The organism is Streptomyces sp. NPDC006430, from assembly GCF_040612395.1.
Lineage (GTDB): Bacteria > Actinomycetota > Actinomycetes > Streptomycetales > Streptomycetaceae > Streptomyces.
In genome coordinates, this window is record NZ_JBEXQA010000028.1 from 30,393 (window position 1) to 57,192 (window position 26,800).

Consider the following 26,800-nt stretch of genomic DNA (forward strand, 5'->3'; position numbering starts at 1 on the left):
TGCTGCGGGGCTCCCTGTTCATCGGGTGGCTCAGGAAAGTTCGGAGGGATGCTGGGAGGCGGGTCCGTAGAGGGCTTCCGGCTTGCCGGCCATCAAGGCCCAGTAGCGGTCGCCGAAGGACCAGTGCCACCACTCGGTCGGGTAGTTGACGAGCCCGGCGCCGGTGAGCACACGGCTGAGGGTGGCGCGGTGCAGCCGAGCCCCAGGGGAGAGGCCGTCGGCCAGGGTGTAACAGCGGCCCCTGCTCTCCTCCGGGCTGGCGTTGACGCGGGTGCCCATGTCGAGCTCGGTGCCGTCCGCGTCCACGAGGGTCAGGTCGACGGCCGCGCCGGCGCTGTGCGGGGCGATCTCGGGCGGTGACACGTACCGGCTCGCCTGCGCCCGCAGCTCCTCCGCTGGCCAGTCGCCGTGGGCCGCGCGCAGCTCGGCCGCGTACTCCTCGAAGCACCGCTGCTGCAGGGCCGGCGGGCGGAACCCCTCGACGACGAGCAGGCGCAGGCCTTCGGGCAGCAGCAGCTGCGCCTGCAGGAGCCGGTCGAGGACCCCGGAGCGCAGGTGCGCGAAGGCGTACGCGGGATCGGAGCGGCGGTCATCAAGGAGGAGCTCTCCGCCGGCCCGAACGTCGGCCAAGGGCTCGCCGTTCTCCGCGACCGGGATGGCGGCGACCCGCGGGTCGGACATCAGGACGATGCTCATCTAGACCTCCCAGTCCCAGGTGTCGAAGTACGCCGGGATCCCGGTGCGGCGGGCGGCCATCACGGCCTCGAGCCGGGCGTGGTCGCGTCCCGGCATCAGGCGCTGCCACTCGGGGACGGCCAGGGCACGGACCTCGTCGTGCTCGTCCGGGTCCAGCACGATCCCCGCAAGCTGCCCGGGGGTGAGCCGGCCGCCGTCGAACACCCATCCCGCGGTGGCCAGCGGCCAGTCCTTGCCCGGCAGCCCGAACACCGTGGCCAGGAGCTTCGGCGGTCCCTCCACGCGGAGGCCGGTCTCCTCCAGGCACTCCCGCACAGCCGTCTCCCAGGGACGCTCGCCCGGTTCGGCGACACCGCCCGGCCACTGCCAGGGGTGCGTGATGGAGTACGTGGCCCGCAGCTGGACGGGCCGGTCGTCCTCGTCGGTGAAGAACACGGCCCCGAACATGGTGGCCTTCGGCAGCGTCGCAGCGAACTCCTCCGGAGGCAGCCACTTCCGCTCGCTCACGACGCGGTCCCTTCGACGGCGGCGGGGAAACGCGTCATCCGCATGAGCGCCGGGTCGGCAGCGAAGCCGAGCTGCTCGTACAGCGGGGCGGAGCCGTCGCTGGCGTACAGCTCGTACAGGGTGACCCCGTCGTCCTCCAGGTGGTCGAGGAGGGCTGCGAGCGCGGCCTTGGCGTAGCCGCGGCGCCGGTGTGCGGGGTCGGTGGCGACCGCGTGGATCCGTACGGCCAAGCCCTGGGGGTACTTCGGGGCGGGCAGGACGGCGTGGACCAGGCCGAGGGCGCAGGTGGCGAGCCCGCCGGCGGGGGAGTCGACGACGTACGCGCGGGCGTCACCGCCGTCCTGGAGGCGTAAGGCGAGCTGGTCGGCGCACGTGGTGAGCCAGGCTTCGTCGAGGGGTTCGCTGAGGATGTTCTCCGACCGCAGGCGGGCGATCTCGGCGGCATCGGCAGGGGTGGCGAGGCGGGGTTCGGGCACGGGGGTCCTTCCTTGGACGGGTAGAAGTTGCAGACGGGCTAGGGATGTTGGGTTCGGAGTCGGCGCAGGGTGCGGTGGCCGCGCTCGGTGACCTCGGGGTCGTCGTGGCTGGTGCCGTAGGCGATGCCGGAAACGGCGTCGAAGGCGGCCTCGCAGTCCAGGCGCAGCTCCTCGGCAGGGGTGAGCGCCCTGCCGTAGCCGTCGAGGAACGCGGCGTGCAGGTCAGGCCTGCCGGTCCAGGTGTCGCTCAGCCGCACCATGTCCCGGGTAGCGGTGTTGTACTCGGACCGCTCGAAGTCGAACAGCAGCGGTTCACCGTCGCCGTCCAGCAGGACGTTGCGGTACTGCAGGTCCCCGTGCGTGGGCACGAGCGTGGGCTTCGGGAGGTCCGCATATGCGCGGGCCAGGGCGAGGACCAGATCCGCATCCCCGTCGGCCAAGTACGGGCGGGCCCCGTCCAGATGGCGCTTGATCTTGTCCGCGGCCGTGGCTGATGCGGCGGGCCGCTCGGGTGCGCTGCGGTGAAGAACGCCTACGAGACGGCCCAGGGCCTGCTGGACGCGCGCCTCGTCGGCGGCGCCGAGGACCATGCCGTGCAGCGGGTGTCCGGGCAGCGCGGTGACGACGACGGCCTGCGCCGAGGTGCCGGCGGCGACGAGACGGGGAGCGCGCGCCCCGAGGGCCGGCACCCAGGACCGGTACGCGGCGACCTCCCGGTCATGGAACTTCGCCCCGCGGTGCCGCTTGAGGTACCAGGTGCCGCCCCCGGGCCCTGCCAGCTGCCACACCCGGCTGCCGGTGCGCACCCAGGACACCTCCGTCGCCTCCACGATCCTGCCGACGGCCTGCTCGGCGAACACCCGCAGCCTGTACGGCACCTCCACCCCACCGACGGGCGGTCCGCTCTGCAGGCGGGTGCGGTCGGGGCCGTCCGGCCGGTGCTCGACGGCGTCGCCCGGCTGTTGGAAGTGCACGGCGGCGGGCAGACCGGCGCGGTAGGCGTCGAGACCGGCTCGGCAGTACGCCACCATCGGGTCGGGGAGGGCTTCCAGCGGGTACCAGTCCATGTCGTCGCACCGGTCCGGCTCCATGATCCGAGGCCGGCCCGACCAGCGGCGGACGTCGAAGAAGACGCCGATACGGGACCGGGATCCCACCGGTGGGCGGTGGTGGACGGTGACCGCCGCGGTCACGTCCTCCGTCTCGATGAGTACGCCTGTTTCCTCGAGGGCTTCCCGGATGACGGCCTCGACCATGTCCTCGTCGGGGTCGAGGTGTCCGGACGGCAGATGCCACAGGCCCGATGCGTACACCGGTCCGGCCCGGCGGGACAGCAGCACCTCCGGTCCGCTTTCGCCGTCGCGGCGCAGGATGAGGTGGACGTCGACCGGCACCGTGTGCCGGGCTCCGCCGCTCACTGGGCTGCCCCGGGGCGTCGGGCGAGCAGCACGGTGAACACGCCGTCCTCGTGCAGGACTCCGTCCTGCGCGTGCTGGAGCAGGAGCGTCTGGGCCTGGTCCTCGAATCCGGCGTGGTCGGCGAAGAGGTCGGGCCGGGCGAAGCTGGTGGACCGCAGGTATCCCAGGACGCTGCGGGGGGTCCACGTGCGGGTGAAGGGGATGCGGTGCTCGGCGATGTCGCTGAACGCGGATTCGGAGAGGTCGTCTTCGTAGCGGCGGCCGGGCTCGCGGTAGGTGCCGGTGGTGCCGGCGCGGCGGTCTGTTCCGAGGTGGGACTGGATCAGGCCCTGGAGCGCGACGGTCCATTCGGCCTGGTGGGTCCACAGGCTGCCGTCGCCCGTGATCGCGACGGCGGCGTGCGGCGAGGCCACCCGGTCGGCCATGGCCAGCACTGCCGGGCGGTCCATCCAGTTTCTCTGAACTAACAATTTTGCCTCCGACTGTGTGGTTGGGGAGGGCGAAGCGCAGCCTCCCCAACCGGTCTGTCAATGGACGCGGTGCTGCTTGAGCCACTCGTCATCGAGGATGACGAAGGCCCATTTCTTCGTCTCTGCCTCTGCGCGTCCCTCTGGGAAGATCTCGTTGAACTCGTCTACTTCGACGAGGTAGAGGCGTACGTCCTCGTGCCTGATGGTGATCGTTGTTTCGGCGAAGGAAGTAGTCCTCTGCCCGGTCCAGCCCAGCGGGAACACCACGAGCATGAGGTGCGTGGTGCGGGCGGGGTCGAACGCCTTGCAGAGGTGCCGGTGGAGCTTGTAGTTGCAGCCGGGGTGTCGGACATCTCGCTGGCGGATGCAGGCACGAGGAGCGAACTCCATGATCCACAAGAGCCGTGCTCGTCTCATGCCCGGCCATTGGTGATCATCCGACCAAACCGGGATCTACTGAACTCTTCCCGGGGCCCTGGATGGCATCCAGAGTGCAGCGAGGTTGATGCGCTCATCTCAGCGCAAGGGTTGAGCCATCTTCCAGAAACCCCATCACAGCTAACGTTCCAGCGATATCATCCCGCCTTGGGCCACTCCAACCGACCACCCTATCGAAGCGGATACCACATGAGCGCGAACAGCCGCACCAAGGAATGGGCACGCGAGATCGAGATTGAATGCGCCGAGCCGGAGGCCCTCCAGCAACTCGAGGAAGAACTCGCCGACGACCCAGGGATCAGCCTTCGGGAGCCGAACGTGCATTCCCCAGGTCTTCGGTCCGAACTAATCCATACGATCATCATCGGAGTCTCCAGCGCGGGCTTCGCGTCGGCCACAAGTGCAGTGCTGATTAATTTCATCAAAAGTCGCCGCGTGAAGATCACGGTACGCCAGACTAAGGCAGGGAACACCGTTACATACGAGGGGCCCGTGCGAGACGGCAGGAAGGTTCTTGAAATTGTCAATCCATCCCAGACTCCAGAGCTACAAGAATGATGCAGACTCGCTCTCTCTGCGTTCTAACCATGGAAGTTTCGATCCCACAGCAGTTCTAATCGAGTTAGGGGGCCAGTCCCAGGAATCAGAGGAAACTACGAGCGAGGATGAAGCTCGTCAAATTAATTCCATCCTGCTTCACGAGCGACATCATTGGCTTCAGCATGTGGGCACCACTGGAGGGATTTACAACTCCCTACTCCTGCAGTTCGAAATGGGGCTGATCAATAGTACGCCTGGGCTTGAAACCCTCAAAGAGGAGGACATCCCGCTCCTTCGATCCGCACAATCCGAGCACCGAAAGACTGTAGACATTTGGGAAATCTGCGAACAAGTTCGCAGATCATTCTTCGGCTGCAGGATAGGCGACTTTCGAGAACTTGACACCGGAATCGCACTGCCCACTCGAATCCTCACTGACGCCTTGGTCAATCAGATTCAGAAGTATGTTCCAGGGCCGTCAGATCTCTCGCTCTCGCTTCCTCGATTTCCAGATGAAGTATTTCAAGGTGGAGGCGGCTACGTAGTACCACAACATCGCGGCTGGGTACTTGGCATCAGGCACCTCATGGAGTTCTCTGCACGTGTCAGCGAGATTTCCAAATTGGCTGTCGATGCCACCCTGCTGGGAGACAAGAAGCTAGACGTTTCGTCTCTCCTGGCCGGAATCTACACCGTCGCCTACGATGTCTTTTTAGAGTCGTGTGGCACCGCCGAGCGGAGCATGACGACACTCATCACCGCCGCGACGGTTTGCGACATTTCGCTAAACGGTTACCATTTCCCCATCGGCCCTGCACTTTTGCAATCTCCGGGACTTTTGTTTACTCAACTTTCTGGAGAAATGGGTGACTTCGACTTCCGGCGTCCTGTTGTGGTAAATGCCCCATCTACGGTACGCGAACTCATTCATGCAATCTATCGACACCTAGAAGACCGAACGAGTATTGACTGGAAACATGCCGCCTCGGCGACCTCAAGCCTCTTCGGCCACCTGACCCCCTTTAAGATGAATGAGCCCCTTGAAGGTAGACACCTGGAAGGCCAGCCCAATGCTTTCCCTAATTCCATCCAGTGGCTAGCCCCCCTCTGGGGTAAGTCCGCCAGCATCAGAATCAACCATCCTGAACTATTCATCCTCCCTGCTTGCATCTATACCGACGACCGATACCACTTTCATCAACTGTTCGACGAGATCGCACCTCCTGCGATCAAACGTCTGGGCACATTGCGCGGAACGCAATCCATCGACCCAAGCTGGGTTCCATGGATCCTGCAGTTCTCAATTGAAGCGGATCTACTGAGGGGGATGGTTTACCTGAATTCGAGCGAATTGGCTACAACTTTGGCTCGACATGCACAGTCGCTGTCAGGTAGTTCCGCGATGCGCGAGGGATCCCTGTCCGCCGTTTTCCATAGCGTATATTTCGCCTCCAAGCAATCTCCTCTGGGGATATCATTGGTTCACAAAATTGCTAGGATTCTAGGCGTTGACTCGCCTCTCGAAAACTATGAGTAACCCACTCTTGGTCGATTGAACTATGAACCGTTCCGGGTTCGGTAGAGAATCTAGTGTCTCGTGATCCTGCTCGTGGAACCATGGCCGTCCTGTTCGTTGAGCCTGGGATGGATCTCTCCTCTGAACAGTTGGCCGATCTTTGGGGGAGTTGGCGAACTCTCGTCACGTGCCGGCTGATGTGGCGTTGCGTGCGCGGATCGTGCTGTGGTCAGGCCAGGGGTGGCGGCGTATGGATGTTGCCGAACTGAGTGATGCCGCGCTCGGCAGCGAGCTTGCGGCCCTCATCGAGCATGTCGGGGTCGGGGTCGACGGCGATGATCTCGCGCACATGCTCGAACAGAGGGATCGCAACGGCCCCGGTGCCCGCGCCGAGGTCGAGGGCCTGCTGTGTGCCGTCGAGTTCGAGTCGAGTGGCGAGATGGGTGAAGAGCGCGGGCGAGTACCCGGCACGGTACTTGGCGTAGTAGGGGGCGGTGGAGGTGAACAGTTTGGGGGGCTTGTAGCGCACCGGGTCTGGTCTCCTTCAGGGCTGGTCTGGCTGTCGGCGAGGCGGGATGGCGGGCATGCCGAGGTTGGTCTGGCGGGTCATGCCGGCGAGTTTGCGTTCGGCGGCGGCGATGGTGATCTCGAGCCCTTCGACCTCGCCGAGCCAGCCGCGTTCGTGGGCCTCGGCCAGACGCTCGCGGAGGTTGGCGAGGATCTCGTCGAGTCGGCGCTTCTGGGCAGGGTCCGGCTGCAGGAGGGGGCATCGCAGGCAGGCGTGTTCGTGGGCGCACGGAGTGCCGTATCCGCGGCCACAGGCTCCGAGTTCGACCTTCCGTTTGGCGAAGTGCTGGTGGAATTCTTCCCACTCTTCTGTGGTGGGATCCCGGTACTCCTCGCTCGGCCGCAGGTTGCGGCGCTTGGCGAGGAATGCGCGGTAATGGCGAAGCATGTCTTCTGGATATACGGCCATGTAATGCTCAGTCGTGGACAAGTGTTCGTGCCCAAGAATCTTGGCGACGATGTGCGGGGGCAGGCCGCTGCTGACGGCCTCGCTCGCGAACAGCCTCCGGAAGTCGTGCGGGGTCAAATTCAACTCGCCGTGGCCGAGCGTGGTCAGGGCTTCATTGACCAGCCGCTGAACATAGGTGTCGGTGATGACTCGCCGTTGCACGCCGCTGCGGCGCTGGAAAAGAAACGGCAGCGGTGGGCTGAGTACCCGGTCATGGGGGTCCCATCGCTGTACCAGCGGGATGGCCTCCTGGTCGTCGCGGACCCGTTGCTTGATTCTGGCCAGGACGTGGGCGAGCTCCGGCGGGACGAGTAGGACGCGTTCCACGTCGGACTTGGACGGCACGATCTGCAGTAGGGGCACTGTCTCGCCGGAGTCCGGGAGTCGGAGCGTGGTGAGTGCGGTCTGGGTGATCTCCAGTAGTTCTTCGACCCGAACGCCGGTGTAGAAGAAGGTGTTGACGACCGCCCAGGTCCAGAAGGCGCGCTCTTCGGCGTAGAGCAGGTCGAGGTGCTTGCCGGTGGCCGGGTCGGTGGCATGCAGGCGACGAAGCTCTGTCTCGCCTTCGTCTTTGACCGCCGTGTAGACGCGGCGCCGGTGGGTGCGCCCGCCATGGGTGAACTCATCACCCGGTGCGACAGCGAGGGCACGATCGATGAACTCCTGCTGGAAGGAGAGCCGATTTTCCACGCTGGACATCAGGTGAGGCAGCAGCGGTGCCAACTGGCGGACCTTCTGGTGCATCCGGGCGGTTACGTGCTTGCGGTGCTTGGCGACCCCCTTGGTGTCCTGGAGGGAGACGGGGCACGGTGCCGCCCAGCGTGCCCAGTAGGCATCGTGCAGAGCCCACTGGGAGATATCCAGGTAGAACGCGCGGACAGCGAAAAGAACCGAGTAGCCCTCGTAAGGGCGGTCCGGATTTTCGTGCCCCATGCGCTTCTTCCACGCGTTGGCAACCTCGTGGGACAGATGCAGGCTGTCGACACCGGGGTGATGGTCTTCCAGGTCCTTCCAAAAGCGGGAGGCGAGCTTCCAGATGATCTGACGCGTGGTGCTGTAGTCGATGGCCGGCGCGCGTTCGCTCACGTACCGGACGATCAGATCACGCACGTCGGTGCAGGCCAGACCGTAGAAGTCGACCATCTCGGGGACGTTCGGCCGCTGGCGGCGCACGGCGTCATGTAGGGCGGGAGTGTCTGGTGGAAGGATGTCGAGTTCCCGCAGAACGTCCCAGGCCAGGGTGAGCCCGGAAGGGCGCTGCCCTCTGCGGATCAGGAGCCCTTGCCACAGGTCGAGCATGTCCTGGCAGGTGAGCTCGCGGGGCTTCTTCCCCGTGCGCGCGAGCGGGAAGGTCAGCATTCGCACGGCCTGCTGTTCTTGCGTCCGGGTCGCCTTCCGTGCCCGGCACGCGTCGTGGACGGCTGTGAAGAACTCGGGGTCGCGGGTCAGGCGGAGGCGCTCGAAACCGGCGGAGAATCGGAAGCGGCCGAGCCAGTTGTAGGAGGGGCGGATGACATCCAGGCAGAGCAGGATGCCCAGCCCGTGCATGACCTCGCCGCTCTTGAATGCACTGTGCCGTACCGCATCGCCGAACACGGTCGTCAGATCGGCGGCCTCATCCCAGCCGCCGTCTTTCCACCGTTGATGCCAACAATTGCCCTCTGTCCGGCGCAGAGCCGCCAGGACGGTTCGGACTCCGCGGGTGGCTGCCTGATAACGCTTGTCCGTGAGTGTGAGCAGGGCAGAAATTTGGTCGACGATGTCCTGCTCGCTCAGTTGTGTCCCGGGCCAGGGGCGCCACTCAGCGGGCCACCGGTCCACCGTCTCTGCCCCTGGGAGCGTGGTGGAGATCTCCGGCATCACCGGAGGCGGATCGACCACCCTCATGACGTTCCTCCGAACAGTTCGAGCATGTCGTTGGTGTCGTAGCCGAGCACCGGAGAGGGCATCTGTGGCTGGGCGTCGCGTCGGCGTTGCGGATCTCGTAGCCGCTCGAAATGCTCGCGCGCATGGGCCAGCACCTCCTGCTGCCGCGGCTGCAGGTACTGCTCGGTCGACCTCAGTGATCCGTGGCCGGCGATGTCCCGAACTTCCAGCAGGTTCAGGTCTTGGGCCATCCGCATGAGTGCCGTGTGCCGCAGGTCATGCAAGGTCCAGTCCGTGCCCAGCGCCTTCTGCGCCCGCAGCAGGACAGCCCGAGCGGCGTCGTATTCAAGGGGCCGCCAGGGGCGGCGCAGCGTCCAGAACACCGGCGCGGAGCCACGATGGCACGAAACAGGAAGATCCCGCTGATACAGCCGCAGCCATACGAACGCGTCTGGTGAGGCCGGCACATGCTGAAGTGCTTTCGTGCCCTTGCGGATGACGCCGATCGTCTGGTTCCCCGGATCGACCAACTTGTTGGTGACGCCCAGGAGTTCGCTCGGACGCGACGCGCTGCTGACGTAGAAGGCGAGTAGCGCGCGGTCGCGGTCGTACCTCATCGACGCGAACAGCTCGTCGAACGCCTCGTCGGGCAGGGATCGCGGCGCTCGCTTGGGTACCTTCTGCCGGAACGCTGCCCTACGACTGCTCGGAAACGACTGCAGTGGATTGTGATGCGCCGCGTACCGTTCTCCACCAGGCCCCGGCCGTCGGGCTGGCACCGGGTTGAGCAGCGGACCGGCCCCCGTGCTCAGGTGGTGCTTGTAGAACTCACTGATCACGGACAACGTTTGATTGATCGTGGTCGGCGCGGTGCCATTCCCCGGACGCCGTTTACCAGTCGTCGTGTTCACGGTTCCTGCCCGGCCGGGGCGGGGCTTGTGTCGGTGGAACTGGTTCTGCTGGAGCCAGAGCGTGAGGTCCCGTGCTTCAACGCTCGTCGCTCGGTCCCAGGGAACCTCAACGGCCCACAGGAATCGGAACCAGCGCAGAAGCGCGCGGGCGTACGCCTCGATACTCAACGACTCGAAGCTGCATGCCTGACAGGTGCGGAGGTAATCGAGTACCGGTACTACGGGCTGGTCGTGTGCGTCGAGCACCAGGAACGGCACGTCACCGCTGGATGGGGCGACTCGACCAACCTGGGCCAAGCGAAGGCGGCCGATGTCGCGGACAAGCATTCTTTCGTTCACAAGCAAGAAGTTGAGCAACATTCACACCCCTCCACACGCAGACACGCTGCAACCCACCTGACCTGGCATTATTCGACACTTAGTTCACTAAACGGGGTGGAACGCCCGGCAGCAGGTGACCAGATCCGCCTGATAGCCGGGTTGGGCGGGGGTGAACTTCTCAGCCGGGACGGCGTGCACGGTGGCGGTGCGCTCGCCCAGCTGGAGTCCGAGCTCGTCGAGCGCGATGCGGAGCATCCCCTCCTCCTGGTCCACGAGGTCCAGGTGGGATGCGGGAGGCAAGGTCGGCAGCATGGACAGGGCGACCTGTCCGGTGCCGGCGCCGAGGTCCAGCAGCCTGGGCGCCGCCATGCCGGCCAGTTCCCGGGCCAGGAGCTGGACCACCTGGTCGGGCAGCCGAGGGCGGTATCGGGCGTAGTAGTGGTCCACCGAGTCGAACAGGGACACGGGTCTCCGATCTCGTGGTGTGGGCGTGGTGTTCAACGGCGGGTGTCGGTGACCTGGGGCAGCCAGGGCACGGCGGTCTCCCGGAAAGACTGGTTGACCGGGACCAGGTCGGGCGGGTTGCCCAGCGCGGAGAGGGTGACTGCGATGCTGGTGGCGCCGTCGTCGAGGGCGCAGATCTGGCTGCCGCAGGACGGGCAGAAGCCGCGCTTGGAGTCCGGCCACGTGTAGTGCCACGACGGTTCGGCGCCAGACCAGGCCAGACCGTCGAGTGGGAAGGAGACCCACGACATCATCGGTGCCCCCGACAGGCCCTGACAGTCCCGGCAACTGCAGGTGGGGGTAATCGGGCTCCCCGGTGACCGTGAACTGGACCTTCTTGCACAGGCAGCCGCCGGACCGGGCAGCGGTGGAAGTGGGGGCGGGTGAGGTCATGAGGTGAACTCCTTCGGCACCAGGGTGGGTTCGGGGGCTTGCGGCGGGACGGTCCCTGCCGGCTGGAGGGCGGCGGGCAGTGGCCAGGACAACTCGTTCGGCCCGCTGCCGGCGCTGACCCACTGGGCTCCGTCCGGTTCGAGGTGCAGCCGGTATGAGGACGGTGCTCCGGCCGCCTGCCATCGGGTGGCGGTGTTCTGGATCTCCGCCCAGATGTCGCGAGGCCCGCAGACCGTGACCGTCCACGTCCCGGAGTCGTCCGGCCGGGCAGTGACCCAGGACCCGCAGGCGGGGGCCCCGATGACCAGGTGGTCGGCAGCCCAGTTCCGTACGAGCCCGGGGTGCAGGTGGTCCAGGGCCAGCCACAGACCCTGCGCATCATCCGGCGGCGGGCCGATGTGCGTGGTGCGGGTGCTGCCCCCGTCCGCGGCCTCGATCCGTCCCCGCAGACCGGGCTTCAGGTAGAGCTGGCTCCAGCCGTGGCCCGCCCGGTGCCCGAGGTGCACCGCTTCCAGACGGGCCCGGACGCGACCGCTGCCGGTCCTGGTGAGGACGGCCAGGCCCGGCCAGGACGGCGAGGACGTCGACAAGGTCGCGAGCACGAGCCCGTCGGCGGCCAGTTGCTGCGGCCAGGCATCGGGCACCCGGGTGACCGCGTACGACACGAAGATCCGGTCGTAGTCGGCGCCGGCGGGCCAGCCGTTCTGCCCGTTCCCCGTCACGGCCGTCGGCCGGTGGCCGAGCAACGCCAGCCGCTCGCGGGCGGCGGCGGTGACGTGCTCGTCCCGGTCCACGGTGACCACCCCGGCATCACCTGCGATCACGCAGGCGACGGCCGCGGTCACTCCCGCACCGGTCCCGACATCCAGGACCCGCTGCCCCGGCCGCAGATCCAGTTGCTGGAGGCGCGCGACGGTCATGCCGGCCGTGCTGGACATCGCCGTCATCGACCCGCCCGACCTCGGGGTCGGCACCCGGCCCAGGACCGGCTCGCCGTCGTGCTGGACCAGCACGCTCTCTCCTCCGTACAGCAGCCCGAGCAGCTCCTGCCGGTCCGCGGGCACTGCCCAGTCGAGCAGGTCCCAGCGCGGCGGGGTCTCGTCCGGGCCGCTGCGCCTCACGTACGCCTGCGGCATCAGCACCTCCCGCCGCACTGCGAGGAAGGCGTCCCGGACCGGGCCCGCCCGGAGATGGCCGGCCGCTTCCAGGCCGGCGACCATCTCCGCCCGCGCGACCCTCGCTCGCTCCTCAGGGGAAGTTTCGGTCCGGGCGGGCGGTGCGAGGGGATCGGGCACGTACGACTCCTTGGGCAGGGGGACGGGGACTGCTGGCGGGAAGCGCGGGGCGGTCAGGTCCACCCGAGCTCGGTGTAGGGGCGACCGGCGCGGATGCCTTCGATCGCCGCTCGGGTGTAGGGGACGATCGGCTCGGGGAGGGCGTCGGCGGGCCACCAGCCCCAGGAGACGCAACGGTCCGGCTCCCGGACCTCGGGGGTTCCCGTCCACTGCCGGGCGCGGAAGACGAACCCGATTCTGGGCTGGTCTCCGGGCTCGTCGACCATGTGCACCACGTGCGCGAGCTCGACGTCGGCCGGGTCGATGAGCAGCCCGGCCTCTTCCTGCGCCTCGCGGACCAGGCAGGCCACGGCGGACTCCTGCTCGCAGTGCCCGGCGAGGAAGTGGTGCGTGCCGCCGGCGTACGCGGAGCCGGGGTGCCGCAGGTCGAGCAGCACCTGGCCGTCGCGTTCCAGGTAGAGGTGGACGCCGACGATGTGCGGGACGCTGGTGCTGCCCGCCTTCGGCCTGTCCGGCGCGAGGGAGGCGTCCTGGGGCGCTGTCGTGCTGCGGGCGGCGTCGTGGGCGTGTCGGCGTACGAGGTCCAGGGCCGAGGAGCTCAGCCTCAGGCGCTCCATGGCGTCGGGGCGGAACCAGGCCAGCATCACGCCCTCGGCGAGCGGCAAGCGCGCAGGGTCGCCGTTCCACAGGGCGGTGAACACCTGCACCGGCACGGTCAGGCCGTCTGTACCGGTGGCGAACTCGACGGCAAACGGCTCCACGATCCCCGGCTCGAGCCCGGCCTCCTCACACAGTTCACGGCGGACGGTGTCCTCGAGCGAGGTATCGCCCGGCTCGCGGCCTCCGTCGAGCAGCGCCCAAGACCCGGGCTCCCAGATGCCGGGGAGATCATCGCGCAGGTGCAGCAGGTAGCGGCCGTGCCCGTCGTGGATCAGCGCCGAGGCATTGACCGGCTCGATGAGGCCTTCGAGCCCGGACGCGGAGAGCTTCGCCCGCAGCTGCGGGGCCGTGACCTTGTCGAAGGCGACCCACTGCGGTGCCGAGACCTCCTCCGGTTGCACCGTGACCTTGACGTCCCTGTCCACCAGCTGGAAGACGAAGCGGAAGTCCCAGTGCTGGTGCGCGGCCTCGCCCTTGGCCGGGTTGGCGTCGATGTCGAAGACGTCGATGTCGATGGGCAGGCTCCCGTAGGTGGCGGTGGCACACAGGGCGCCGGTCGGAATGCCGGCCTCCTCGTGGATCTCGCGCAGCGCCGTCTCCAGCAGCGAGTGATCCCCGGCCTCGACGTGCCCGCCGGGTGCCAGCAGGAGCCCGAACGTGTTGTGGTGGACGAGCAGGACCTGGCGGTTGTGGTCGACGACGACCGCGCTGCACGTGATGTGCCCCGGCATGGTCGAGCGGCTCGTGGGCTCGGAGTCTTCGTCCAGCAACTGCAACATAGGTGTCAGTAAAGGAACTTCAGCTGGGTGCCTTTCCAGGTAGGCGGTGACGAGATCGCGGATGTGTGCGCGGGCGGGTGGCATGAGGGCCTCACAGGTCGGTGGGACGGCGGGATGGAGGTGTCGGCGGCGCTCACGGGTGAGGGTCCGCTCCTGCGGCATCAGCGGGTGGACGTGTACCTCGGGCGAGGGCGGAGTCGTCGGGGGGAGGTGCGGGGACGGGCATCGCGGTCAGGCGGCTGACCGGGGAGCGCCAGAGCACGATCACCGGCAAGACCAGCACCAGCGTCCCGACGGCCAGAGCGGTACGTGCCCCGAACGAAGTGGCTACGGCGCCGCCGGCCAGGGCCGCGAACGGCTTGCTCCCCGAGACCAGCCAGGTCGACGTCTGCTGCGCCCGCGCCTGCAGGTGCGGTGGGCAGATCTGCTGGCGCATCGCTGGGTGGTACCTGCCACCGCCGCGGCGGCGAGCTGGAGGCCGCCCGCCGCGGCGAGGACGGCAAGCCAGACGGGCCCCGGCCGGGCCAACAGCAGGGGCACGCCCGCCACTGGGCAGGTCGCGAACCCGGCGAGCAGGGTGGGGCCAGGGCCGAACCGGGCCACGATCCGCGGCGCTGCCAGGGCGCCGGCGAGCGCGCCGACGCCGGAGACGCCCATCACGATCCCCAGCCCGGTAGGTCCCGCCTCCAGCGCGGTCAGCAGGTAGTACGCGAACAGCGCGCCAGTCACACCGACGCCCACACCGGTCAGGGTCAGCGCGAACACGAGGTCCCGGACCAGCGGAGTCCGCACGGTGTAGGCCAGGCCCTCCCAGATCTCCCCGGCCAACCTGCGCCTGGGCCGCCCCTCGCCCGCTGCCGGCTGACCGGGCTCCGGAATCCGGGATGCGCAGCAGGCAGACACCAGATACGACAAGGCGTCCAGCCAGAAGGCCTTGGCCGCGCCCACGGCCGCGACGACCGCGGTGCCGAGATAGGTTCCGGCCGTGTCCGCGGCCCCGAACGCGGCACCCACCCGGGCGTTGGCCCGGTGCAGCAGGGCGGGTTCGACCAGCTGAGGCACGATCGCGATGGCCGCCGCCTGGTGCAGCACGGTCACCGCACCCAGGACCAACGCGACCGCGTACAGCACGGACATTGACAACACCCCGGCCAGCGCCGCCACGGGAACCACCGTGACGACAGCAGCACCGGCCAGGTCGGTGCCCACCAGCAGAGCCCGCTTGGCGTACCGGTCGACGATGCCGCCGGCAGGGAGGGCCAGGAGGAAGGTGGGCAGGTGAGCCAGAGAGGAGAGCAGCGCGGCCTGCCCGGCCGTCGCGTCCAGTTGGAGGACGGCCAGGGTGGGCAGGGCCACCAGGTGCACCGACGTCCCGACCAGGCCAGCGGACTCCCCGCCGAGGTACAACCGGAACCCCGTCCCAAGTACCGGTGCCCTCTTGTGGGCGGAAGGCCGGGGGCGGGGCAGCGTCACCACAGGACGGCCTCCGTCAGCAGCCGGCCCGTGGGCAGGGCATCGGGAACGGGGACAGGCGGACGGCACTCGGTCTGCGAGCTGGTCTGCGGTCGGGCCTCGTCCCGTCCCGACGCCGGGCGGACGTTCACCCCGCCAGCCTGTTCCTGGGGCGCGGCGGCGGTCATGCGTTGCCCTGGGCGCGCAGAGTGTCGTGGTCGCCGGCCGACTGGCTGGGGATCGCGACATCGAAGGCAGCGGCCTGGACGAGGTAGGCGTCGCGGAAGTCCCCCGTGCCAGTAGCCGGGTCCATCAGTTCCTCCCAGGTGCCCGACTCGGCGACCCGGCCGTCCTTCAAGACGTGGATCAGGTCTGCATGGCGCACGGAATGCAGGCGGTGGGTGATGAGCACGATCGTCTGCCCGGTGGTCGCGGCCAGCGCCCTGATCTGGTCGAAGACCCGCTGCTCCGCGACCGCGTCCAGGGCGCTGGTGGGCTCGTCCACGATCAGGATCTCGGCCTGCCGGTACTTGGCCCGCGCGATGCCGATGCGCTGCCACTGCCCGCCGGAGATCTGGTGCCCGCCGCGGTAGCCGCGGGCCAGCAGCGTGCCGAGCCCGCGAGGCAGGCCGTTGAGGACCTCGTCGGCACCGGAGAATCCGGAGGCCTCCTCGACCGCCCGGTCGTCGATGGCCTGACCGGGCTGCCCGATCCCGACGTTCACCCGGAACGTGAAAGGCCAGTGGTAGAAGTCCTGCGACATCAACGCGACGCGGCCGAAGACCTGGTCGCGGTCGGCAGTACGGGCATCGACGTCGTCCCACCAGATCGTGCCGCTGCCCTCGTCCGGAAGGTAGAGGCCGGCGAGGAGCCTGACCAGAGTGGACTTGCCGGAGCCGTTCTCACCCACCAGCGCGATGATCTTCCCCGTCGGGAGCGCCAGGGACACCTCGCGCAACGTGGGCTCAGGCAGGGACTGGCCGCTGCCGGGGTACGTGAAGGTGACCTTCTCGAACCGGACCTCCCGCAGCCGCTCTGGTAGCGGGTCCCCGCCCATGGGGATGGCCCGGGTCTTCGCCTCCTGGCACAGCTGCTCGAAGTCGGCGACGAACAGGGACTCCTGGTGGAGTTCGGTGACCTGGAGCACCAAGCTGTCGAGGCTGGCGGCGCCGGTGCGGATAGCCAGTACCGCCGTGCCGGCGACAGCGAGTTCCATGGCTCCGCCCCAGAGGAGGGCCCCCAGGGCGCCGTAGGTGAGAAGCGTGGCGAGGCCGCCGGCGCCGTCGGCGGCGAGCCCGATCCGGGCGGCCCGACGGGCCAGCCGGGTCTGCTCGCGCTCGCTGGTCTCGGCCATGGCCCGGAAGTGCCCGAGCAGGAACGGCCCGACGCCGTGGACGCGGACCTCGGCGGCCGCTTCCTTCTGGGTCAGCAGCTGGCCGAGTAGGTGCCCGGCGCGGGCGTGCTGGACGAAGGCGTGGAAGGAGATGTACCGCTGGCGGGAGATCATCAGCGAACTCCACGCACTCGGCAGCGTCATCAGCACCAAGAGCGGCAGCAGCACCGGGTGCAGAACGGTGAGCACGCCCGCCGCGGCGATCAGCGACACCGCGGAGTTCAGGGTGTTGGTGCAGTACCGGATCATCCGCCGGGCCGAGTCGGCTCCGTACCGGGCCGCGTCCAGCAGCCGGTGGAACTCGTCGTCCTCGATCGCCGACAACTCCGTGCGGTGCACCAACCCGAGGTACTGCTCGGTGGCCACTCGCTGCACCTTCGGCTCCAGCGCCCCGGTGGCCGCCGTCGAGGCCGAGCGCAGGAGCGACCCGAGGAACGCTGTGACGGCCACGACCGCGAGCGCGGGCAGCGCCTGCGCCAGGCGCTCGTTCGTGCTGCCGGCCGCGAGGACGTGGCCGAGCACGCTGTTGACCGCGACCAGGCCGACCGCCTGCGCGACGCCCCGCCCGGCCTCCGAGGCCAAGACCACCCGCAGGGCCCGTGCGTCGGCGAGGTGGGCGAGCCGCAGGCCGGTCCCCGCCAGACGCGGGAGCTGCCGTGCCATTGTCCAGAGCCCGAGCTTGAGCCAGGCGCCCTCGTGCTTGTCCCAGCCGATGTCGTAGGCCAACTCGCCGCCGAAGAGGAGCCGCTCGGAATCCGACACCCCCGCGACGCCGGAGCCGCTCTCCGCGTCCTTGCTCACGCAGCCCTCCAGGAATCCGGTCGTGAGCCGCGGCAGCAGGACGATGAGGCTTCAACACGACCCCCCGCAGAGGGCAGGCACGGGGCGGGCGCGTGATGTTCGATTAATGGGAGGGTGTCGAGGTGCTTCGGCAGGAGATTCACGGGGTCCTCCGGATGGGCTCACGACTGGTACTGGTGCTCTAAGAACGCGCCGAATCCGGGGCCGTAACGGCCCCGGACGGGCGAATGGTTCGAACGCGAATGCGATCCTGGTGTCCGGGTCAAGGGGTGTCTGCCGGATCGCTTTTGAACTCACACGTTCGAGTGGTTGCCGACGTGCGGCACCCGATCAGGGGCTTGCGCGGTCCTTCCGCCCACCCAATGCAGGAGTGGGGCAGCGTGTGTGGAGACGGATCATGTCCAGGCCCTGCTGGAAGGTGACCGGGGTCTCCGAGAGGTTGAGCCGCAGGAGCTGGGCGCCGGGATACAGCGCGTCCCAGGCGGCAGAGGTCCCGCCGTGAACGACGGTCGGGTTGATCCGCAGCCCCGTTCGCCCGCACCGCACCACCCAGGCAAGGAAGTCATCTTGCGGGGTTCTGAGTTCGGCGAACGCGGAGTAACCCGCGGCCGGCTCCATACCCGTCAGGCGCCGCAACGGAGACCCTGGGCCATCGAACGCGTGAGCGTTGTGTCGGAAGCGCTCGGCCATGACGGCCAGGTGGTCGCGGACGCGGCGGAAGGTCTCTACCTCGGGGAGTGCCGCAAGACCTGCTCGGCGGACGCTGTCCTGGGCGATCTGGACGAGCTTGGCCGTCTGCTCGCCGGGCGCCTCCACCACGGTGAGGAGGGAGGCGTAGAAGAGCATGACGACCTCGCCGACGGGATCCCCGCTCATTGCCATCCGCTCGAACCGGTCGCGGGCAAGGTGCTGCAACAGCGCCTTGTTCCGGGTGACGACGACAGCTGCGCGCAGCCCGGGAAGGGACAGGTCCTTGGAAGCGGTCAGGATCAGGGCGGCCTGGCTCAGGTCGATGTCAAGGACGCGGTCGCGGAGCATCGCGGCGGGCTGCGGGCCTTCGGCCCCGATCTGGAAGGGGACGTCGAGGAGCGTGAAGTCCGGTTCGGACCGGTCGGGCAGGGTGTGGTGGGCGCCGGTGACGCCGTTGGGGAGTACCTCAACGAGGCAGGTGCGCGCAGCCGGGGACGTGCTGGTGGGATGGAGGGTGCCGTCGAGCCGGTAGTAGCCGGTCACCGGGGCTCCCCAGCGAACAGCGCACTGGTCGAAGGCGTAGTAGTTCGGCAGCGGCAGGATCAGACCGTGGCCGGTCGCGGCGAGATAGGAGATGGCCAGGCTGATGGCCTCTGTGCCACCGCGGGTGAAGAAGACGTCGGACGGGTCCAGCGTCATGTTCAGGTGGCTGCCGAGGAGTTCGGCCATCACCGCCCGGGCGCCCGCCTGATTCCGGCCGGCGTACGCGGAGAGGGTTCCGTCGCGGATGAAGCGGTCGAGCAGGGCGGAGAGGTAGCGGCCGAGGTCCGGGGAGGGCGGGAAGCGGTTGCAGCCCTCCCCGAGCTCGATGGTCGTCTCGGTGTCCGGGTCGGTGCCGGCGCGAAGGGCTCCGAAGGCGGTGAGGCAGTCGGCCTGCGCGGGGGCCGGGATGGTGTCGTGCACGGTGGCTCCGGTGCGCCATGGGCCGGGGCGCTGCCGGGCTTCCGCGGTGCGGACGTCGGCGACGTTACCGGATGGGGAGCGCCTCGGGGGCAGTTGGCTGCAACGGGGGGACCTCGTGCAGAGCCGGATGCCGCCCGTTCGGAACGGGTGCGGGGGTCAGGAGGATGCGGGCGGCGGCATCGAGGTCGGGTGTGTCGGTGTGCTGGTCACGCCGTACCCAGATGGCGTCGATGCCCGCGCGTTGAGCCCCGGCTGCGTCGGCCTGGGGGTTGTCGCCGATCATGACGAGCCGGCGTGCGGGGCCCGCCGCCGCCCGCGCGAGACGGAACGCTTGGGGGTGGGGTTTCTCGTAGCCGCTGGTCGCGGAGTTGACCACCGCCTGGAACCGGGTGTCGATGCCGAGAGCGGACAGGAGTGCGGGGAGTTCGGGGACGTGGTTGGACAGGAGGACGTGCGTCCAGCCATGCGCGGTGAGCCGGTCCAGGACGCGCAGTGTCTGTGGGTAGAGGCTCCACGCGGTGGGGTCGGTGTAGGCGGCGCGGGTCGCCGCCGCCGCGGCTGTGGCCGCGGAGTGAGAGAGCCCGAGGTGGGTGAGTGCCTGGGCGACGACGTTGGTGATCTGGTCCCACCAGGCGTCGGGGTCGCTCAGGTGCGTGTGGGGTTCCTGTGCGGCGTGCCAGGGGAAGCCGGTGGCGAGCGCCTCGAACATCTCGGGGAAGGCCCAGCGGTGGCCGGGCTCCTGGACGTCCAGGACTTCCAGGAGGCATTCGGCCCAGGTTCCGTAACGGCGGTGGCCGAGGGTGCCGTCGAAGTCCCATATGGCGGTCTTGGACGGTGTCACCACAGGCCGAGCGCTTCCAGGACGTGCGGGGCCTTGGGCAGCGGCGCGGCGGGCGCGGCGGTGAGCAGGTCGTCGGGGAGGTCCGTCTTCCTGTCGAGTTGGATCATTTCGCGCCAGCGCAGGACCTGCGGCCACTGCTGCGTCCAGGTGGGGCGCAGTTCGCCGGCGGGGATGTTCTCGAGGCGGCGTCGGTTGGTCAGGAGCCGAGCGGCGGTCTTGGCGCCGATGCCGCGGATGCCTGGGATGTTGTCGGCCGGGTCGCCCATCAGGGCGCGGAAGTCGGGCCACTGCTCGGCGAGGACGCCGTAGCGGGGCAGGATGTGCTCGCCGGCGGTGTAGCGGCGCTCCATGGCGAAGCCCGTGTTGAGCAGGCGCACGCTGGGGTCGGCCAGGAGCTGGATGTAGTCCTTGTCGGTGGTCATGATGTCCACCGCGCGGCCGTCGGCGCGGGCGGTGGTGGCCAGGGTGGCGATGACGTCGTCTGCCTCGTGGCCGTCCTGCTCGATCCACCGGACGCCGCTGTGGTCGAGGGCGTCCTTGACCAGGGTGAGGGACTCGATCAGGCCGGGCTCGGGGGCGGGGCGCTGGGCCTTGTAGTCGCTGTCCTGTCCGGCGCGGGCCTGGGAGCCGTCCTCAGAGTCGAAGACCACGAAGATCTCGAAGCCGTCGGCGTGCTGGACCTGGGCTTTGCGCAGGAGCGCGGCGAAGCCGAAGACGCCGGTGCGGTCGATGGTCTTGTCGCGGTTGGTGATGCGGGCGGCGAATCCGAACCAGGCGCGGTGCAGGAGGTAGTGGCCGTCGACGAGCAGCAGGGGTGCGGTCATGGCGTGGCCTCCAGGGAATGGTGCGTGCTGGTGGGTGCCTTTGACCGTGGCGTACGGGCATCCGTTGCCGGATGACCATGGAGTGTAGCGACGGGGGTGGCGCGGGGCCGCCAGAACGTGGCCAGCAGCGTCGCGAGGTGCTCGGCGGCGTTGCGCTGGTCGAGGACCTTGCGGTGGGCGGCGGCGCGCAGCCGGCCGCGTTCGCTGCTGGTCAGGGCGAGTGCGCGGCGGATACCTGCGGTCAGGGCGCCGGGGGCGGGGTCGTAGAGCAGGCCGTTGTGGCCGTCGGTGATCTGTTCGGGGAACCCGTCGATGTTCGGGGCCAGGACGACGGCTCCCGTGTGCTGGGCCCACAGGGCGGTTTCGAAGACGATGTTGGCCAGGGTCTCGCCGCGGCTGGGTACGGCCATGGCGACGGTGTCGGGCCAGGCGGCCAGCGCGCGGGGAAGGTTCCGGTCGTAGCGGCCGATGATGGTGGCGCTGAGCCCGAGTTCGGCGCTTCGCTCGCGGTAGAAGTCCAGGAGGGCGGCGCGGTCGTCGTCGGTGGGGACGGCGACCATCGCCAAGTGGACACTCTCGCGCAGAGGGGCGAGTTCCTCGATGAGGACGTCGAGACCCTTCGTGTGGTCGGTGCGGCCGATCGCGGCGACGACCGGGCGGCCCGCGGGGATGCCGAGGCCGCGCACGATGCGTTCGGCTTCGACCCGGGTCGGCGGGGTGAGGTCGGCGGCGGTGAGGTCGAGGCCGGAAGGCCAGGCCCGGAGCGTGCCCGCATCGAGCCTGTACTGGTCTTGGAGGTGGCGGGTGAGGAAGTCGCCGATGTCCGCGACCCAGGCGCCCGGGTTGAGGCCGACGGCGGCGATGGCCTCTTCCTCCCAGGCGATGCGGCCGGGGTCGGGGTGGGGGCGTTCGGTGATCCGGGCGGTGGAGAACAGGGCCAGCAGCACCTCCACCCCCGGGTGGGCGTGGTGGGCAAGACCGGCGAAGGGGGTGTCGACACCGATGGCCAGCACCTTCTCGTGCCGGTCGGCCAGGTGCCCGGCGGAGCGCGCGGCGCCGTCGGACAGGTGCCGCCAGGTGTCCGGGTGCCAGAAGGGCCGGCGGGTGTCGTAGGGAAGGGTGATCACCTTGCCGCCGAGGCCTTCGACGATCAGGCGTGCGTAGCGGAGGTCGTCTTCGTTGTAGCCCCAGGTGACCGGGCCAGGCTCGGGGACGGCCAGGTACGGGGTGAAGGCGCCCGCATGCGCGCTCAGGCGGTGGTGGTGGCGGGCGAGGGTCGCCAGGAAGGTCTTGGCCTGGCGGCCGATGCCGTTGGTGTTGTTCGCGATGCCGTTCACGGCGCAATACAGCAGCGCTTTGGTCGTGGACGTGGACAACGGGGTGTCTCCTTCCAGGTCAGCCTGCGGCGTAGAGGTCTTCCGGGTTCGGGCGCCAGATCTTCGACTTCGCCGCGGCCGGCTGCATCCCGTGCGCGGCAAACAGGCAGGTCAGGTGCCGGTAGGCGGCTTCCGCCTCGGGCTTGGTGGCGGTGAACAGGGTGTAGTTGTCCGTCATCCGCACGACCGTCCGTCCGGTCAGCTGCTGGTCGACGGGGGTCATCCTCAGGTTCGTCAGCATCGGGCTCAGGCCGCTGCCCGGCGCGAGCGGGTCGGGCAGCGCGGCCAGGATGCGGCGCAGCAGAGCGAGCACGCTCCCGTCGTGGATGAAGCGGGCGACGGAGTTGATCGCGTTCTCCAGCGTGACGCCGCGGCTGGCGGCGGCGACGTCGATGTCGGCCACCCAGGTGAGCCCCGCGTTCAGGTGTCGGGCGGCGGCCGCGACCGCGAGGGGCCGTCCGGCCCGCCAGTGCCAGCCGAACATCCAGGGCGGGTAGGCGTCCCGCTCCAGGATGGGCTCAATCGCGTTGCGCAGCGCCCGGTGGACGATCCGGTCGGTGACCGTGGGGATGGTGACGGTGTGCCGTTTACCCCAGGCGTCGAACTCCTCGGTGCGCAGCGGGCCGGGCCGCCAGGCTCCGGCCGACAGTGCTGCGGACAGGCCGGTGATGCGGGCGGGCATGTCCTGGCGGAAGGCTCTCCAGGTCATGCCGTCCGCGCCGGGGGAGCCGGTGCGGCCCATGCACTGGCGGGCGGCCCGCTTCAGGGCCCGCTCGCCGATGGCCTGCTGCAGCAGCGAGTGCGCCGCCGTACGGCTGGTCACCTGATCATCCCGGTCGCGGTCAGGAACGCCTGGGCGACAGCGGCCGGCGTGTGGGCGGCGACCTGGCGCGGCCCCTGTGCGGAGGCCGCGTGGTAGGCGGCCTCGTCGCCGAGCAGGGTCGTGAGCGTCTCCCACAGGGCTTCGGGCCCGCTCTCCAAGGCGGTCATCCGCCCGGCCGGTCCGGTGAGGGCGGGCAGGTGCCCGAGCCCGTAGCCGACCACCGGAGTGCCCGCGGACAGGGCCTCGGCGGCGACCATCCCGAACGTCTCCGGGCTGGTGGAGGAGATGACCGTGGCCGCGGCTCCCGCGAGGAAGCCGGGAACCTTCTGCCAGGGCAGGGCGGGGAGGATCTCGACGTCGGGCAGGGCGGCGGCCAGGTTCCGGCACTCGGTGACCACCTCGTTCTGCATGCCCGGCCAGTACTCGAAGCCAGCCTCGGCCAGCACGATCTGCAGTGGCCTGCCCAGCCCGGCGGGGTAGGCCTTCAGTAGTTCGGCGATGCCCTTGTGCGGCTCGGCCCGGACCACGATCCGCACGGGTCCCTGCACGCGCAGCACCTCCCGCTCGTCCGGCGTCGGCGGCGTGATGGTGTGCATGAGTGCGTTGGGGACCACCGCCCATTCACCGGTGTCCACGCCTTCGCGGGCCAGTTCCTCGACCATGAAGTTGGAGACCGTCAGGACCCGGCCCGGGCGGTGCTCCAGGCTCCGGTACAGGGGAGCGTCGGTGCGCGGGACGTGCACCATCAGCGCGGTGGCCATGTGCACCGGGGCCGGACTGAGGTACCCCAGCCCCCACACGGCGTCCACCCAGCAAACGAGATCCACCGTGTTCCCGGCCAGGAGGCGGCGGACCTCCTGCTCCACGGGTGCGGGATCGGCGAGGAGGGCGGTGAGGTGCTCCTCCACCGCGGGGCGCGGCAGGGTCAGGCTGTCCAGGCGGAGCAGGTCCGGGCCGTCGTCGGGGGTGGCGGGGCCGGCGGCGATGATCAGGACGCGGTGGCCGAGTTCCCGCAGGCCGCCGGCGAGGGCAGCGATGCTGCGCTCGATCCCGGCGGGCTCATCGGGGTTGTGGGTGAGCAGGACGAAGACGATGTTCACTCGGTGGCTCCAGTGCTTGCTGGGGTGGGGGCGGTGTCACGGACGGGCCGCAGCCCGATGCCCGGCGAGACGATGCCGGGCGGGACGTCGTTGGCGTGAGCGCACTCGGCGTACTGGGACAGGGAGTTGTAGGAGCCGCCGCGCAGCAGGGCGATCCGGTCGCGGCGCCATGGTGCCGTCGTCCACTCCCACACGTTGCCGCCCACGTCCCAGATGCCGTCCGGGGTGTGGCCGTCCGCGTGGGACCGGACCGGCGTGGGCTGGCCGGGGCCAAGGCCGCGCAGGTTGGCGTGCCCGGGCCCGGGGACCTGATCGCCCCAGGGGTAGCGACGGACTGCGCCCGCGGCCATCCACTCCCATTCGGCGGACGTCGGGATCCTGGCCCCGAGCCGGTGTGCGAGCTGGGCGGCCTGGGGCAGCGTCAGGCCGGTGACCGGCATCCCGGCGACGGCCAGCGGCGTCGACGCCCACCACAGCGTGGCCGCCTCCTGGGTGGGGTGCCATTCCCCGGCCGTAACGGGGCCGCCGGTTATGCGGATCCACTCCACCGGATCGACGTCTGCCGCTACCGTGGAAGGGTCCCGGGCAGCAGGCACGCTCCCCGGAGGAAGAACTGGTCCGCTCACCAGCACACGCGGGCTTGCCTCCGGCGAAAGACGGCCCTGTCCGGGCGCTCGCCCGCTCACCGGACCCCGGCCCCGGCCGCTGCGAGGAGCTGGCCGCCGAGGGCGCCTCCGTCGGCGAACGCGCCGCTCAGGCTGTGGGTCAGGGTGCGGGCAGCGTCTTGGCGGACACCCCGCATGCTCATGCACATGTGGGCGCCGTCGGCGACCACCCCGACGTCGGCCGATCCGGTCGCCTTGGCCACATCCGCGGCGACGCCGTCGACGATCCGCTCCTGGAGCTGGAGACGATGCGCGTGAGCGGAGACGATCCGGGCGAACTTCGACAGACCCAGCACGCTCCCGCACGGTCGGTACCCGATCGTCAACTCCAGCCTCATGGGCAGCAGATGATGCTCACACAGGCTCCAGGCCACGATGCCCTGCACGATGACCACCCGGTCCGTGCCGGCGGGCAGGTCCTCCTCGAACACGGTGTCCGTACGGCCCGCGTCGTGGTCGAGGAACTCCGTCCACCAGCGGGCGGCCCGTTCCGGGGTGCCGCGCAGTCCCTCGCGCTCGGGGTCCTCACCCACCGCTTCCAGCAGCTGCCGGTACAGGTCGGCGACCCGCGCGACATCCACACGCGGGCCCGCCACCGCGTTGTCCAGGCTCGTCATCAGGCAAAGGCCTTCGTCTCGGTCCGTGCACCGGCACGGAGAACGGAAAGGGCGTTCGGACCCTCGTGCAGCAGCAGGTCCACGGCGCTCAAGCCCGGACTCCAGCCCAGCGCCCGGCCGTAGCGCGGATGGGAGTACGTGGCGACCTCGACCGTGATGGCATGCTCGGCCAGCAGGCCGTGGTCGAGGTAGGCCAGCGCACCAGTTCCCACCCGCAGGCGCGTCGCGCCCCTCTGCTTGCAGAGGTCGATGAGCATGCCGGTCTGCCGTCCGGCCGGAGGCCGGTCGTTGGTGCGGACCACTGTGGACGGCAGGCCGAACGCCTCGAGCAGCAGCCGCAGCAACGCCTCGTTGAGGTCCGCGAGATGGGTCCAGGGCGTGCGGTAGAGGGCTTCGAGGGCCTCCCGGTGCGCGGGCCAGTACGGGGCGTGCCCGTACGTCTGGGCGAGGCTGCGCCAGTGCCGCCGGGCCCAGACGGTGTCGGCGATCCGGGTGTCGGCGATGCTCTGGCCGAAGCTGCGCCGCACCGGCACGGTGAGCCTGACCGGCCCGGTGGTGCCGCGGATGTAGTTGCGGTTCTGCCAGCCTCGTTCGGTGAACTGCACGTGGTCCAGCAGGACCAGTTCGTCCGCGTCGGTCAGCCGCGAGAAGTAGCCGGGCCAGGGCAGGTAGGCCGGCTGGTGGGTGACCAGGACGTCCCCGCCCATCAGTACGCCATCCGGTAGGCCACGAAGGCCTCGGCGCGCTCGGCTCCGCACGATGCCCCGGCCGCGGCATCGAGCGCCCGGATGCGGTCCAGGGACCGCGGGTGGTCGCCCTCGCGCAGCTCGCGGGCGTAGCACTCCAGCGCCTTGTCCTTCACCGCGGCGGTGCCGGTGACGTCGACCCACACGCTGGGATGAGGGAACTGCCGACTCCAGGCGTGGTCCTCAGGGCCGTGGAAGCCCAGGACCATCCGGGGCCAGTGGCGTAACACTCCGCTGGGGCGCGCCGCCGCGTAGGCGGCCTGGTGGACGACCTGGTGGTCCTGGTGGACGGCGCCGGCCGCCGGGATGAGGAGCGCGGCCGGTTCCAGCGCGGCCAGGGACAGGTCCGGGCCGGCCTCGATGAGGCGGACCAGTTCCGCGACGTGACCGGCGAGGTCGCCGGCCCGGTGGTCGTCGCTCCAGGCGATGTGGCGGCCGCTGACGCCCAGGACGTCGCAGGCTGAGTTGAATTCCTCGTGCCGCAGCCGGCTGTCGGTGGGTGTTCCCCACCGGGGCTGGGTCAGGCACGCCACGGCCAGGACGTGCACGTGAAGTCCGGCGGCGGCCAGCCGGGCGATGGTGCCCCCGGCGCCGAGGGTTTCGTCGTCGGGGTGTGGGGCGACCGCCAGAACGTGGTCGCCGGGGCTCAGGCCGAACATGGGCCTGCCTCCTCTTGATCCGTGGAAGGGGAACGGGCGTAGGGA

At 69.4% G+C, this 26,800-nt stretch carries 28 protein-coding genes; 2 read left to right on the forward strand and 26 right to left on the reverse strand.

The annotated features are described in order from the left end of the window. Positions 1-30: 30 nt before the first annotated feature. The 6 genes from ABZZ20_RS29155 to ABZZ20_RS29180 all read right to left on the reverse strand — a co-directional run bounded on the left by ABZZ20_RS29155 (position 31) and on the right by ABZZ20_RS29180 (position 3,957). On the reverse strand, positions 31-696 hold the full coding sequence (locus ABZZ20_RS29155; RefSeq protein ID WP_356874612.1) for a M15 family metallopeptidase: 666 nt from the start codon (positions 694-696) through the stop codon (positions 31-33). Next, positions 697-1,203, reverse strand: coding sequence for an NUDIX hydrolase (locus ABZZ20_RS29160; RefSeq protein WP_356874614.1), 507 nt, complete (start codon positions 1,201-1,203; stop codon positions 697-699). Beyond that, entirely contained in the window at positions 1,200-1,679 is a 480-nt protein-coding gene (locus tag ABZZ20_RS29165; protein ID WP_356874616.1) for a GNAT family N-acetyltransferase, read from the reverse strand. The genes ABZZ20_RS29160 and ABZZ20_RS29165 overlap by 4 nt, the downstream gene beginning before the upstream one ends. 38 nt (positions 1,680-1,717) lie before the next feature. After that, the gene (locus tag ABZZ20_RS29170; RefSeq protein ID WP_356874618.1) at positions 1,718-3,073 is read right to left on the reverse strand and encodes an NUDIX domain-containing protein; all 1,356 of its coding nucleotides are present in this window, start codon (positions 3,071-3,073) and stop codon (positions 1,718-1,720) included. A 20-nt stretch (positions 3,074-3,093) separates the two neighbouring features. Further along, positions 3,094-3,546, reverse strand: a complete 453-nt coding sequence (locus tag ABZZ20_RS29175; protein WP_356874620.1) for a hypothetical protein — start codon at positions 3,544-3,546, stop codon at positions 3,094-3,096. 78 nt (positions 3,547-3,624) lie between these two features. Next, on the reverse strand, positions 3,625-3,957 hold the full coding sequence (locus ABZZ20_RS29180) for a hypothetical protein (protein ID WP_356874622.1): 333 nt from the start codon (positions 3,955-3,957) through the stop codon (positions 3,625-3,627). Positions 3,958-4,194: 237 nt separating this feature from the next. On the opposite strand from ABZZ20_RS29180, the gene ABZZ20_RS29185 reads away from it, so the two are divergent. Next, positions 4,195-4,563: a hypothetical protein gene (locus ABZZ20_RS29185; RefSeq protein ID WP_356874624.1), complete on the forward strand. Its 369-nt coding sequence runs from the start codon at positions 4,195-4,197 to the stop codon at positions 4,561-4,563. Positions 4,564-4,729: 166 nt separating this feature from the next. Next, a complete protein-coding gene (locus tag ABZZ20_RS29190; protein WP_356874626.1) occupies positions 4,730-6,082 on the forward strand; it encodes a hypothetical protein in 1,353 nt (450 codons plus the stop codon). A 208-nt stretch (positions 6,083-6,290) separates the two neighbouring features. Here the strand turns inward: ABZZ20_RS29190 and ABZZ20_RS29195 are convergent, their stop codons facing one another. The 20 genes from ABZZ20_RS29195 to ABZZ20_RS29290 all read right to left on the reverse strand — a co-directional run bounded on the left by ABZZ20_RS29195 (position 6,291) and on the right by ABZZ20_RS29290 (position 26,755). After that, complete coding sequence (locus ABZZ20_RS29195; protein WP_356874628.1) at positions 6,291-6,590, reverse strand: class I SAM-dependent methyltransferase; 300 nt, start codon at positions 6,588-6,590, stop codon at positions 6,291-6,293. 15 nt (positions 6,591-6,605) lie between these two features. Further along, positions 6,606-8,963: a site-specific integrase gene (locus tag ABZZ20_RS29200; protein WP_356874630.1), complete on the reverse strand. Its 2,358-nt coding sequence runs from the start codon at positions 8,961-8,963 to the stop codon at positions 6,606-6,608. After that, the gene (locus ABZZ20_RS29205; RefSeq protein WP_356874632.1) at positions 8,960-10,213 is read right to left on the reverse strand and encodes a site-specific integrase; all 1,254 of its coding nucleotides are present in this window, start codon (positions 10,211-10,213) and stop codon (positions 8,960-8,962) included. The genes ABZZ20_RS29200 and ABZZ20_RS29205 overlap by 4 nt, the downstream gene beginning before the upstream one ends. Positions 10,214-10,279: 66 nt before the next feature. Beyond that, the gene (locus tag ABZZ20_RS29210; protein WP_356874634.1) at positions 10,280-10,639 is read right to left on the reverse strand and encodes a class I SAM-dependent methyltransferase; all 360 of its coding nucleotides are present in this window, start codon (positions 10,637-10,639) and stop codon (positions 10,280-10,282) included. Positions 10,640-10,671: 32 nt separating this feature from the next. Further along, positions 10,672-10,932 carry an aldehyde-activating protein gene (locus tag ABZZ20_RS29215; RefSeq protein ID WP_356874636.1) on the reverse strand — a complete coding sequence of 87 codons (261 nt, stop codon included), beginning with the start codon at positions 10,930-10,932 and terminating at the stop codon, positions 10,672-10,674. Positions 10,933-11,067: 135 nt separating this feature from the next. Next, positions 11,068-12,366: a 50S ribosomal protein L11 methyltransferase gene (locus ABZZ20_RS29220; RefSeq protein ID WP_356874638.1), complete on the reverse strand. Its 1,299-nt coding sequence runs from the start codon at positions 12,364-12,366 to the stop codon at positions 11,068-11,070. A 53-nt stretch (positions 12,367-12,419) separates the two neighbouring features. After that, the gene (locus ABZZ20_RS29225; RefSeq protein ID WP_356874640.1) at positions 12,420-13,805 is read right to left on the reverse strand and encodes an NUDIX domain-containing protein; all 1,386 of its coding nucleotides are present in this window, start codon (positions 13,803-13,805) and stop codon (positions 12,420-12,422) included. A 327-nt stretch (positions 13,806-14,132) separates the two neighbouring features. Further along, positions 14,133-15,278, reverse strand: coding sequence for an MFS transporter (locus ABZZ20_RS29230; protein ID WP_356874642.1), 1,146 nt, complete (start codon positions 15,276-15,278; stop codon positions 14,133-14,135). Continuing rightward, positions 15,275-15,445: a hypothetical protein gene (locus tag ABZZ20_RS29235; RefSeq protein ID WP_356874644.1), complete on the reverse strand. Its 171-nt coding sequence runs from the start codon at positions 15,443-15,445 to the stop codon at positions 15,275-15,277. The genes ABZZ20_RS29230 and ABZZ20_RS29235 overlap by 4 nt, the downstream gene beginning before the upstream one ends. After that, the gene (locus ABZZ20_RS29240; protein ID WP_356874717.1) at positions 15,442-17,313 is read right to left on the reverse strand and encodes an ABC transporter ATP-binding protein; all 1,872 of its coding nucleotides are present in this window, start codon (positions 17,311-17,313) and stop codon (positions 15,442-15,444) included. The genes ABZZ20_RS29235 and ABZZ20_RS29240 overlap by 4 nt, the downstream gene beginning before the upstream one ends. 468 nt (positions 17,314-17,781) lie before the next feature. After that, positions 17,782-19,104 carry an aminotransferase class I/II-fold pyridoxal phosphate-dependent enzyme gene (locus ABZZ20_RS29245; RefSeq protein WP_356874646.1) on the reverse strand — a complete coding sequence of 441 codons (1,323 nt, stop codon included), beginning with the start codon at positions 19,102-19,104 and terminating at the stop codon, positions 17,782-17,784. Positions 19,105-19,168: 64 nt separating this feature from the next. Further along, on the reverse strand, positions 19,169-19,948 hold the full coding sequence (locus ABZZ20_RS29250) for an HAD family hydrolase (protein WP_356874648.1): 780 nt from the start codon (positions 19,946-19,948) through the stop codon (positions 19,169-19,171). After that, positions 19,942-20,769, reverse strand: a complete 828-nt coding sequence (locus tag ABZZ20_RS29255) for a 5'-3' exonuclease H3TH domain-containing protein (RefSeq protein ID WP_356874650.1) — start codon at positions 20,767-20,769, stop codon at positions 19,942-19,944. The genes ABZZ20_RS29250 and ABZZ20_RS29255 overlap by 7 nt, the downstream gene beginning before the upstream one ends. After that, a complete protein-coding gene (locus ABZZ20_RS29260) occupies positions 20,766-22,145 on the reverse strand; it encodes a glycosyltransferase family 4 protein (protein ID WP_356874652.1) in 1,380 nt (459 codons plus the stop codon). Before ABZZ20_RS29260 ends, ABZZ20_RS29255 begins: the two co-directional genes overlap by 4 nt. 19 nt (positions 22,146-22,164) lie before the next feature. After that, on the reverse strand, positions 22,165-22,968 hold the full coding sequence (locus ABZZ20_RS29265; protein ID WP_356874654.1) for a reverse transcriptase domain-containing protein: 804 nt from the start codon (positions 22,966-22,968) through the stop codon (positions 22,165-22,167). Then, the gene (locus ABZZ20_RS29270) at positions 22,965-24,068 is read right to left on the reverse strand and encodes a glycosyltransferase family 4 protein (RefSeq protein ID WP_356874656.1); all 1,104 of its coding nucleotides are present in this window, start codon (positions 24,066-24,068) and stop codon (positions 22,965-22,967) included. The genes ABZZ20_RS29265 and ABZZ20_RS29270 overlap by 4 nt, the downstream gene beginning before the upstream one ends. Then, positions 24,065-24,616 (reverse strand): SUMF1/EgtB/PvdO family nonheme iron enzyme, encoded by a 552-nt coding sequence (locus tag ABZZ20_RS29275; protein WP_356874658.1) that lies wholly within the window; start codon positions 24,614-24,616, stop codon positions 24,065-24,067. Before ABZZ20_RS29275 ends, ABZZ20_RS29270 begins: the two co-directional genes overlap by 4 nt. Positions 24,617-24,750: 134 nt before the next feature. Further along, positions 24,751-25,350 carry a GTP cyclohydrolase I FolE gene (folE, locus tag ABZZ20_RS29280; RefSeq protein WP_356874660.1) on the reverse strand — a complete coding sequence of 200 codons (600 nt, stop codon included), beginning with the start codon at positions 25,348-25,350 and terminating at the stop codon, positions 24,751-24,753. Then, the gene (locus ABZZ20_RS29285; protein ID WP_356874662.1) at positions 25,350-26,057 is read right to left on the reverse strand and encodes a WbqC family protein; all 708 of its coding nucleotides are present in this window, start codon (positions 26,055-26,057) and stop codon (positions 25,350-25,352) included. Before ABZZ20_RS29285 ends, folE begins: the two co-directional genes overlap by 1 nt. After that, a complete protein-coding gene (locus ABZZ20_RS29290) occupies positions 26,057-26,755 on the reverse strand; it encodes a PIG-L deacetylase family protein (RefSeq protein ID WP_356874664.1) in 699 nt (232 codons plus the stop codon). Before ABZZ20_RS29290 ends, ABZZ20_RS29285 begins: the two co-directional genes overlap by 1 nt. Between the last annotated feature and the right edge of the window lie 45 nt (positions 26,756-26,800).